This is a genomic window from Streptococcus panodentis, assembly GCF_017884005.1.
Lineage (GTDB): Bacteria > Bacillota > Bacilli > Lactobacillales > Streptococcaceae > Streptococcus > Streptococcus panodentis.
The window spans coordinates 19,543-28,675 of the sequence record NZ_QFAY01000032.1 but is presented as its reverse complement, the minus strand read 5'-3'; the positions used below and the strand labels follow the sequence as shown (position 1 = coordinate 28,675).

The 9,133-nt window shown below is 40.6% G+C and carries 11 protein-coding genes; 5 read left to right on the top strand and 6 right to left on the bottom strand.

Annotated elements, in window-relative coordinates; translation table 11 throughout:
- Positions 1–134: 134 nt before the first annotated feature.
- The gene (locus DHL47_RS11875; RefSeq protein ID WP_209552034.1) at positions 135–545 is read left to right on the top strand and encodes a helix-turn-helix domain-containing protein; all 411 of its coding nucleotides are present in this window, start codon (positions 135–137) and stop codon (positions 543–545) included.
- Between the two features lie 223 nt (positions 546–768).
- On the opposite strand, the gene DHL47_RS11870 is transcribed toward DHL47_RS11875, so the two are convergent.
- From DHL47_RS11870 to DHL47_RS11860, 3 genes are all read right to left on the bottom strand, one after another.
- Positions 769–1,428, bottom strand: coding sequence for an ABC transporter ATP-binding protein (locus tag DHL47_RS11870; protein WP_128835023.1), 660 nt, complete (start codon positions 1,426–1,428; stop codon positions 769–771).
- Positions 1,421–2,278, bottom strand: coding sequence for a hypothetical protein (locus DHL47_RS11865; protein ID WP_209552033.1), 858 nt, complete (start codon positions 2,276–2,278; stop codon positions 1,421–1,423). The genes DHL47_RS11870 and DHL47_RS11865 overlap by 8 nt, the downstream gene beginning before the upstream one ends.
- A gap of 421 nt (positions 2,279–2,699) precedes the next feature.
- Positions 2,700–3,035 (bottom strand): hypothetical protein, encoded by a 336-nt coding sequence (locus DHL47_RS11860; RefSeq protein WP_245335627.1) that lies wholly within the window; start codon positions 3,033–3,035, stop codon positions 2,700–2,702.
- Between the two features lie 269 nt (positions 3,036–3,304).
- On the opposite strand from DHL47_RS11860, the gene DHL47_RS11855 reads away from it, so the two are divergent.
- A complete protein-coding gene (locus DHL47_RS11855) occupies positions 3,305–4,153 on the top strand; it encodes a helix-turn-helix domain-containing protein (RefSeq protein ID WP_209552032.1) in 849 nt (282 codons plus the stop codon).
- A gap of 9 nt (positions 4,154–4,162) precedes the next feature.
- On the opposite strand, the gene DHL47_RS11850 is transcribed toward DHL47_RS11855, so the two are convergent.
- Together DHL47_RS11850 and ruvA are read right to left on the bottom strand one after the other, a co-directional pair.
- Positions 4,163–4,735: a DNA-3-methyladenine glycosylase I gene (locus DHL47_RS11850; protein WP_209552031.1), complete on the bottom strand. Its 573-nt coding sequence runs from the start codon at positions 4,733–4,735 to the stop codon at positions 4,163–4,165.
- A gap of 11 nt (positions 4,736–4,746) precedes the next feature.
- Positions 4,747–5,337, bottom strand: a complete 591-nt coding sequence (gene ruvA / locus DHL47_RS11845; RefSeq protein ID WP_128835031.1) for a Holliday junction branch migration protein RuvA — start codon at positions 5,335–5,337, stop codon at positions 4,747–4,749.
- 169 nt (positions 5,338–5,506) lie between these two features.
- On the opposite strand from ruvA, the gene DHL47_RS11840 reads away from it, so the two are divergent.
- Positions 5,507–5,995, top strand: a complete 489-nt coding sequence (locus tag DHL47_RS11840) for a helix-turn-helix domain-containing protein (RefSeq protein ID WP_128835033.1) — start codon at positions 5,507–5,509, stop codon at positions 5,993–5,995.
- A 74-nt stretch (positions 5,996–6,069) separates the two neighbouring features.
- Here DHL47_RS11840 and mutL read toward each other — a convergent pair whose 3' ends face one another.
- A complete protein-coding gene (gene mutL / locus DHL47_RS11835; protein WP_209552030.1) occupies positions 6,070–8,016 on the bottom strand; it encodes a DNA mismatch repair endonuclease MutL in 1,947 nt (648 codons plus the stop codon).
- A 175-nt stretch (positions 8,017–8,191) separates the two neighbouring features.
- Here mutL and DHL47_RS11830 point away from each other — a divergent pair, with 175 nt between their 5' ends.
- Together DHL47_RS11830 and DHL47_RS11825 are read left to right on the top strand one after the other, a co-directional pair.
- On the top strand, positions 8,192–8,632 hold the full coding sequence (locus tag DHL47_RS11830) for a LytTR family DNA-binding domain-containing protein (protein WP_209552029.1): 441 nt from the start codon (positions 8,192–8,194) through the stop codon (positions 8,630–8,632).
- The gene (locus DHL47_RS11825; RefSeq protein ID WP_209552028.1) at positions 8,629–9,099 is read left to right on the top strand and encodes a DUF3021 family protein; all 471 of its coding nucleotides are present in this window, start codon (positions 8,629–8,631) and stop codon (positions 9,097–9,099) included. Before DHL47_RS11830 ends, DHL47_RS11825 begins: the two co-directional genes overlap by 4 nt.
- Positions 9,100–9,133: the final 34 nt, after the last annotated feature.

Sequence of the window (9,133 nt, the reverse complement as noted above, 5' to 3'; positions counted from 1 at the left end):
GGTTATGCTATTTTTTGTACTCTAAACCTAGATAGTGCAAGGGGTTAAGGCTGTTTTTGAGGTTACAAGTTTGAGTAATAAAGATGAAAAAAGGATATCCTCTAAATATTTTTATTTAAAGAAAGGAGTTCATCATGAAAATTTCACAAGTTCTCAAAGATATTCGTCAACAAAATCAACTCACTCAGGAGGCTTTGGCAGAAAGGCTCAAGGTTTCCCGCTCCGCCATTGCCCGCTGGGAAAGCGAAAAAGGTATCCCTGATATTGGAAATCTCATCGCTATCAGTCGGGAGTTTGATATCAGTCTGGATACACTCATCAGGGAAGATGAGCGCTTGGAGAAAAAGGTCATCGAAGACAGTAAAGCTAAGAAATGGCATTACTTAGTCATTCTCTACCTTTTTTCCATCTTGGTTTATATTGGTGTCTTTGCTTACTTGCACCATATCTTTATGGCGGGCTTCCTCATCTCCACCCTCTTCATGCTCTTCTCTGAGCTGCGCATCTTTATCAAGGAAAAGATTTGGATGCAGAAAAATACATAAGACTTAAAGTTGCGAGAAAATAAGTGCTGAAAAGCATTTAAAACTTAGAACGTTGTTTGTTTAATATTGATTTTATGCTTTTTATGATAATCTACTGACGTATCACTAAGAAAATTTTAGCTATTTTTGATTTTTATAAAATAAAAAAGTTGAAATAAATCAACTTTCCAAAACAACTAAAAAGCTCCAATAATTCTATTCCATCCTTACAAATATATCTCATCTACGGACTTTCTATAATTTCTTGATTTACAATTTTATATGACCTATCTGCAATTTTTTTGATACGATCATCGTGAGTTGCGATAATGATAATTTTTTCTTGTTTTTTTAACTCTTGAAACATTTCTAATACCAATCGAAAATTGTTTTTATCTAAGTTGGTTGTAGGTTCATCTGCGAGTATTATTTCTGGATTTAATATTAAGCTTCGAATAATCGCAACTCTTTGTTTTTGTCCACCTGAAATAAATCTTACTTTCTTATCCAATTCTTTCTCTAAATAAAATTTTAATGCAAAAGATTTAGCTCTTAAAATAGCTTCCTCTTTGCTAAAAAATCGACTATATAATACTGGCAAGATTATGTTTTCTAAAACCGTGTAGTCGTCCACTAATGCAAAGTCTTGTAGAATATACCCAATATTTTTATTACGAAAACCACTCATTATATCATCATCATTACATAAAATCTCTTGATTATCATAATAGTATTTTCCTGAATCTATTTTTCTTAGCCCTGCAATTATTTCCAAAAAAGTCGTCTTCCCAATACCAGATTCTCCTGTAAGCAGGACAATTTCTCCTGTTGAAGCCCGAAAATTTACTTTACGAAAAATATTCTTATTGTCATATTTTTTGCAAATTTTCTCTAGTTTAAGCATTGAAAACTCCTTTCGTATGCCTGGATATATTAACATGAGCTGAAATAATAAAGAGTAAGTTAAAGACAAGTAAATAGATCCAGTCCGCCAAAATAAAGTTTAATCCAATAGCAAATATAAAAAGCACCATTCCTATAAAACCCATCACAATCGGAATCGAAAATAAAATTAGAAAACGTCCTCTTAGCCATCTTTCCCCTGCACCAATCACCCGTAATAGTCTTAACTCTCCTTGACAAATCTTTATTGATGCTGAAAGCAACCAATATAATATAAAAAATGCAAATGTAAGCAATAAACATGAAAAAGCTACAGCAAAATAAAAATTATTCATATAATAATCTTTCTCAACTTGATAAGACTCTTTCATTGTTCTTATACTGAATGCTTGATTAATTGCTATTATTTTTTTAAACAATTCCTTATTATCTCTAGATTTCTGAAACAATATATCATTTAAAAAATGTTCGCTTAACTCTTCTTTTGAGAATACATCTTTAAGTTTTGTTGCTGTAAGTAATTGAAGTTTTTCACCTTTTTCAATATAAGCAATTTTATTTCTATAAATTGCTCTGCCATCTCTTAAAGCAGTCAAAAGTGTATGATATAATTCATTTCTCTCCTCCATACTGATGGAAATAAGAGCCCCTGTTTCGTCAGCTTCCGGAATATAAAGCGACTCATAGCTCCCTTTATCTGCCTCTATCTTTAACCTTTCAATAGCTGGATATCTGCGAATCAATTGTGTGCTTTCATTCCAAAGAACACTATTTGTTAGAAAAACGAGTAGAAATAGAATAGTAAATAAGAACCAGCGTTTTTTTAAAATAAGAAAATAGATATTTTTCATAGAATTCTTCCTATAGATATAGCATAAATCCAAATATTGATGGTAAACATAATTAGTACCCATAACAAAAAAATCAATATTAATCTTATATCCTTAGCTAGATGCAAAATAAGATACATTACGGTACTAATAAGATAACTAATCAACAAATTGTAGAAATGCCATTTTAAATACTGATCAACAAAATTTGTATGCGACTTACCTAAAATATGATAAATGATAAATTGTTTCTGATACTTTTTATTTATAACAATTAACATAATAACATTAAAAAAAGTAAAAAATAAAGGAATCCAAAAATATCCTTTCTGACTGTAAACAAAAAGAGAAATAATGAAAACCGTCAAACTATCTAGTACTGCAATTTGATGCCAATATTGATTGTTAAATAGTCTCATCATCTCTCCTATTCATTATCGTATTAAAATTTATATCTGTAAATTGTTTTTGCTGCCCATGGATTCATTGAATCCCAAACAGTTACAGCTGCATATACCCTGTCACTAGCAGGTCTCCAAGAATCCTTCATTGCAACGGCACCACCTAAATAAGTATTATTCCTATAATAACGAATCCAAGTAGTATTCCCATTTCTAGTAGTCCAAGCTTCACCATGATAGTATAGTTGATAATGTTCTGTACTTCTTACACCGTTTGAATAGTTACCATGTGTGGCAGCAATTGCTATCTCCCCTATTACGAGAGTTAATAAGAGTGTAAATATAGTAATTATTGTTTTACTACGTTTCCTTTTCATACTATGCAACCTCTCTTCTTTTACAATATCATAATCCAACAATTTAAATTATTTAGTCCATTGGACTCACTCCTTTCCTATGCTATTCACTTTACCCCCATGGCCACCACCATGGAAACACACTTGTAGTAACTATTAACGCTACTGCCAGTAAAATTAAATTGTACATTATTTTTTTCATATTTGCCCTCCCTTTTATTTAATGATATACTATTTTAAAACGCTTTCTCAAAACGTAGCTTTTAGTAACATTTTCAAAGAGGGGTCTTATGCGTTGGGATTATGGAAAAATCTATAAAGAAATTAGGAAATCAAAAGGGTTGACTCAAGAAGAAATTTGTGGAGATTTTTTAGCTCGCTCAACTTTGGCACGAATTGAAAGCGGGCAAGTCGTGCCAAAGTTCGATACCATGATTTTTTTACTTCGCCAGATAGATATGACACTAGAAGAATTTAAATACATTTGTGATTATTATCAACCTAGTCAGAGACAGAAAATTTTAAATTCTCTTTATAACCAAGGTGAGTCTATTGTAGGGACAAAAGGTTTGTTACAATTAAAGAGAGAATGCGAGGCATATCTATATAAATATTCCGATATTCCGATTAAACATGCTTTAGATATCATCAATATTACTATTCATCTGAGACAAAATGGAATTTCTGAGACAAAAGAAATTAATGCTGCTACCAATAAAATTTGGGCGTATTTAGAGAAACAGGACACTTGGTATGAAAGTGATTTTCGACTTCTTTCTACTATCCTTTATTTCTTCCCTTTAGAAAATATCAAACAATTTACCCAAAAGATTTTAAATAGCATAAAAAAATACAAATCATTTCGCTATAGGAATAATGTACAAATCGGACTCTTAGTCAACCTTTCTACCATCTATCTTTATAATGGATTAAAGAGAGAATGCGCTGAAATTACTAAGTACATTTACGATTTGTCAAAAAAAGAAAAACGTTATGATTCCCTCGGGCTTTCACAGATTCGACTTGGAATTTGCAAAAATAATAACGAATTAATAAAAAAAGGGATTGCTCTACTACAACTTGCCGATGAAAAAGAGCTAGTAAAATCTCTAAAAGAAGAAATTGAAAAATACCGTTGAGAATCTTTCTCAAACGGTATTTTTATGTAGATTAAAGTCACAGTCATTCTCATGGTCATTAATCAGGCCCGCCGCCTCCATAAAGGAATAAACACAGACAGGACCGACAAATTTGAAGCCTTGTTTTTTCAGCGCTTTGGACACTGCTTCCGACAGTTTGGTCTTGGCTGGCGCTTCCTTGTAGTGGGCGATTTGATTGTCAATGCTTTTAAAATCGACAAAGGACCAGATGTAGTCGTTGAAAGAACCAAACTTCTGCCGAACAGCTAAATAGGCTTGGGCATTGGCTCTGGTCGCATAGATTTTCATCTTGTTGCGGACGATGGCAGGATTGTCCAAGAGACGGTCCAGATCAGCATCCGTCATCTGGGCAATTTTCTGGGCATCGTAGTGATGAAAAGCCTCCCTGAAGGCTTGACGCTTATTGAGAATGGTCTCCCAGGACAGACCGGCCTGATAGGTTTCCATGCAAAGCAGTTCAAATAATTTCTGATCATCATGGAGGGGTTTGCCCCACTCCTCATCATGATAGGCCACATATAAAGGATTGTTCATCTTTACCCAACCGCAGCGTTTGGTCATGTTATTGCCTCCTATTTCACCAGCATCTTGAGGGCTGACTTGATATAGTTTTCAGCTGTGTCGGTCGTGCCGTCAAAGAATTTCTTGATTTTCTTGAGCTCAGCTGCCTTATAGCCCAGAGCCAGCATGGCTTCCATGGCTTCCTCCAGCTCCTGGTTATCCGCCGTCTGGACAGGCGCCTTGCTTTCTGTTGGGCCGCCTGTTGCTGCCACTTTGCCTTCCAGATCCAGCACCATCTGCTGGGCTGTTTTTTTGCCAATCTTGGGAAACTTGGTCAGGTAGGTGATGTTTTTCTGCTCAATGGCCTGCACCAGACCGGCATTGTCATCTGCTGCGATAATGGCCAGGGCAGAGACAGGCCCGATACCGGAGACCGAGATTAAACTGAGAAAAAGCTGCTTTTCCTCCTCAGTCACAAAACCGTAGAGGAGCTGGGCATCTTCCCGCACCACCTGATGCACATAGACCTTGGCTTCCTGATTGAGCTGGCCTGAGTAGCTGTAGGGATTGGCCACATGGAGAATATAGCCAATATTACCTGTCTCCAGCACGATATACTTGGCTGTGATTTTACTGATAATTCCTTTAAAATATTCGTACATGATTTTCCTTCTTTTTCATCAATTTGCCTTTCTAGTATATCATATTTTCTCTTTTGAAACTGCTAATACAACTGCAACTTCTGGTTGACAAAAAGGAAAGCAGGCTGTATTCTCAAAAGCAAAGAGATTTGCTAGAATAAAGACAGAAAAAGAAAAGGTGGTAGTTGTCATGAAACTGGCTGATAAATTATTTGAACTGAGAAAGGAAAAGGGCTGGTCCCAGGAACTGCTGGCTGAGAAGGTCAATGTTTCCCGCCAGAGCATTTCTAAGTGGGAATCCGGCCAGGCCCTGCCGGAACTTGAGAAAATCGTCGAACTGAGCCGGATTTTCCAAGTGACGACGGATTACCTGCTGTTAGAGGAAAGTCCAAAACCAGAAATAAAACCTGTCCTATCAGAAAACGAAAAAGACCGCTATTACAAGGAAGTGAAATCCTACGGCTTCTGGCAGGTTCTTTCTGTTTTCGTGTCTGCTCTGGCCATCTTCCTTTTCTTCGCCGGGTCCGGTTTTCCGGCCAAGTTTACCATGCTGGTCTGGCTGAGCTTTTTCCTGCTCATGGCCTCGGCCATAGCCATTAACAAAGGCCTCAAGATTAAAGAAAAGTATCTGGATAAGGTCATCGGGCTTGATTCAAAAAAGGAAGAAGGAAAACAGTGACGGCAGGGCAACGATTCATCCTCCTGCATCTAAAAAAGGCTTCAGTCGTTTGACTGGAGTCCTTTTGATATTTTCTAATACTTCCCTAGCTCCCGCAGGCTGGTGTGGTTTTCCTGAATGCGGCGGAACATTTTTTCCATATCAGACTTGGTGAAGTTGACTAGAACCGGCCGGCCATGGGGGCAGTTGTAGGGATTGTCGCACTGGGACAGCTGGAAAAGCAGATCACGCGCCGAATGCTCGTCCAGACGGTGATTAGCCTTAATCGAGCGTTTGCAGGACATCATGATGGCCAGCTCTGCCCGGTATTTCTTGATAGAGACTTCCTTGGTCAGGAGGAGCATGTCACACATCTCATAGATACCGGACTCGATTTCCTCCTCCTTCATCCAGATAGGGTGTTCACGCAGGATAAACTGGTTGCTGCCGTAGTCTTCTAAGAACACCCCGACTTCTTCCAGCAAGTGCATCCGCTGCTGCAGCCGCAGCACATCGTCCGCTGGAAATTCAAAGAGGTAGGGCACCAAAAGCTGCTGTTGGCTGCCGTCTACATCGCCAATCTTTTCCCGGTAATCCTCATACTTGACCCGCTCCTGAGCGGCATGCTGGTCGATGATATAGAGACCGCCTGTGCCCTGAGCAAAGAGATAGGTGCCATGCATCTGACCGAAGTATTCCAACTCAGGGAAGGTGGACTTTTCTTCATTTTCCAGCTTATCCAGAGCCCGCTCCAGACTCTTTTGATCCAATTCTGGATGGTCCAGCTGGTCATAGTCTGGGCTTTTTCTTTCTGCAAATTTTACAGAGGATGCTGACTGAACTGCCTCTTTTTCGCTGTCAACCTTCTTGACAGAACTGTCAACTTGGCCAAAGGAAGCCTGATGCTCGGCCACCTGCGGCTTGACATAAAAATCATTGCTTCCTTTGTCATAATAAAGGCGGTTTTCTTTGAGGGGCAGGCTGGTCTGTTCTGGTTTTTTTGCGCGCTGAATGCTGGACTTAGCGAGATTTTCCAGTGCATCGGGAATCAAATCCTGCTCTTTGAGACTGGCTGCGACAGCCTTTGAAATCAAGGCCATGAGCTCCCGCTCCTTGGAAATCCGCACTTCCTGTTTGGTCGGATGGACATTGACATCAGCCAGATAGGGGTCTATCTGGATATTGATGACCGCCAGCGGAAAGCGGCCCACCATGAGCTTGCTGCCGTAGCCGTCCAAAATCGCTCGATTGAGCAGGAAATTTTTGATATAACGGCCATTGATGAGGATGGTAATATAGTTGCGGTTGGCACGGGTCAGCTCAGGCAAGCTGACATAGCCGGTCACTTCAAAATCCAGATCTGATGCAGCAATTTCTATCATTTTCTTGGCCGTAGCCAAGCCATAAATCCCAGCAATAGCCTGACGGAGACTGCCGCTCCCGGCTGTCCGGGTCAGTTCCCGGCCGTCATTTAGCAAGGTAAAGGCCACTTCGGGGTGAGCCAGACTGAGACGGTTGATGGTATCCACGATATGGGACAGCTCTGCCTGCTGGCTTTTGACATATTTGAGCCGGGCAGGCGTATTGAAAAAGAGGTCTTCAACCCGAATGGTCGTTCCGACAGGCCGGCTGACCGGCTCCAGCTGCTCTATCTCCCCGCCTCGGGCCAGCAGCAAGGTACCGTGCCGGCTGCCTTCCGTCGCTGTTTCCAGACGAAAGTGCGACACCGAAGCAATAGAGGGAATGGCCTCCCCCCGAAACCCCAAGGTCCGAATCCGAAAGAGATCGGCCTGTTTTTTTATTTTGCTGGTCGCATGACGGCGCAGGGCCAGGGCCGCATCTTCATGCTCAATGCCTTCGCCGTTGTCCGTCACCTGAATGCTTTTAAGACCAGCTTCTTCAACTTCAATCGTGATCTGGCTTGCACCCGCATCAATAGAATTTTCCACCAGCTCCTTGACCACGCTGCTGGGCCGCTCAATGACCTCCCCTGCTGCAATCTGATTGGCCAGAATTTCTGGCAGTTCCATAATTTTTGACATAGCTTTCTCCGTCCTTCTAGTGACTCCTATTATAACACATTGAGGTTTTTCTATCAGGGGATAGCTTTGCCCTCCCGCTTTTCTGCCGAATAGACAGCCGAGCCGACCGAATAGGCAGAAGCCCTTGTTTTATTCGCTGAACTGCGGTTTAATAAAGGGGAAAGGAGGAAAAGAAATGAAAGTCAATCTACGAATCGATCCTCAAACCACTGAAGACTCCGTCAGCATTGAAGCCCGCCACATGACAGAGAACATTCAAAAATTGGTCCGTTTTTCTCAAAATCTGGGTAAACAGGACCAGCTCCATGTCAAAAGAGAAGACCAAATCTATCTGCTGAACACAGAGGAAATCTACCGAATCTATACAGAAAACCGGCAAATCCAGGTCCGAACAGCAGACGGCAGCTATCGAAGCCAGCAGCCTCTCTACCAGCTGCTAGAGACCCTGCCAGAGTATTTCCTGCAGATTTCCCAGTCAGAGATAATCAACAGCCGGCAAATCAGCCACCTCAGGCTGACTCCAAATGGTCTGATTCAGATATTTCTGAAAAACGGCGTTCAGACTTACTCATCCCGCCGCTATCTCAAATCCATCAAAGAAAGGTTGCAACTATGAAAATTCGTCTTAAAGAACTCTTTTTCGGAGGAATTGGAGGAACCTTTATCGGCCTCTTCATCTCCATGATCATTTCCTACTTCTACAGTCCAAACTATCTGCCGCTGCACCCTCGCTCCCCTATCGGCCTCTTCTTTTTGAGCCAGCATATCCATGTTTCCCTTATCATGCTCTACTGCCTGCTTATCTGGTTTACCATGGGGACTGTTTTCAGATGGAGCGGAAGCTTTTTCCAAAGAGACTGGAGCTTGCTGCGCTCCATCCTCAGCCACTATGGAGTAATGATTCTGACTTTCGCACTCCTGTCCAACCTAGCCGGCTTTTTCCCAGCCGCAAAAATACCCAATCTGACCCTGGCCGCTATCGGAGAATTTACCCTGATTTACTTGATTATAGCAGCTGCTATCTACTATCATACCTACCAGAAAATCAAAAAAATCAACAGCAGTTTGACGAGCAAATCGTGAGAAAAAAAGAACAGACTTGCAATAGAATCAAGTT

Bases quoted from the DNA above. Each gene is read 5' to 3' on its own strand.
- DHL47_RS11875 (WP_209552034.1), top strand. From the start codon at position 135: ATGAAAATTTCACAAGTTCTCAAAGATATTCGTCAACAAAATCAACTC.
- DHL47_RS11870 (WP_128835023.1), bottom strand. From the start codon at position 1,428: ATGCTTAAACTAGAGAAAATTTGCAAAAAATATGACAATAAGAATATT.
- DHL47_RS11865 (WP_209552033.1), bottom strand. From the start codon at position 2,278: ATGAAAAATATCTATTTTCTTATTTTAAAAAAACGCTGGTTCTTATTT.
- DHL47_RS11860 (WP_245335627.1), bottom strand. From the start codon at position 3,035: ATGAAAAGGAAACGTAGTAAAACAATAATTACTATATTTACACTCTTA.
- DHL47_RS11855 (WP_209552032.1), top strand. From the start codon at position 3,305: ATGCGTTGGGATTATGGAAAAATCTATAAAGAAATTAGGAAATCAAAA.
- DHL47_RS11850 (WP_209552031.1), bottom strand. From the start codon at position 4,735: ATGACCAAACGCTGCGGTTGGGTAAAGATGAACAATCCTTTATATGTG.
- ruvA (WP_128835031.1), bottom strand. From the start codon at position 5,337: ATGTACGAATATTTTAAAGGAATTATCAGTAAAATCACAGCCAAGTAT.
- DHL47_RS11840 (WP_128835033.1), top strand. From the start codon at position 5,507: ATGAAACTGGCTGATAAATTATTTGAACTGAGAAAGGAAAAGGGCTGG.
- mutL (WP_209552030.1), bottom strand. From the start codon at position 8,016: ATGTCAAAAATTATGGAACTGCCAGAAATTCTGGCCAATCAGATTGCA.
- DHL47_RS11830 (WP_209552029.1), top strand. From the start codon at position 8,192: ATGAAAGTCAATCTACGAATCGATCCTCAAACCACTGAAGACTCCGTC.
- DHL47_RS11825 (WP_209552028.1), top strand. From the start codon at position 8,629: ATGAAAATTCGTCTTAAAGAACTCTTTTTCGGAGGAATTGGAGGAACC.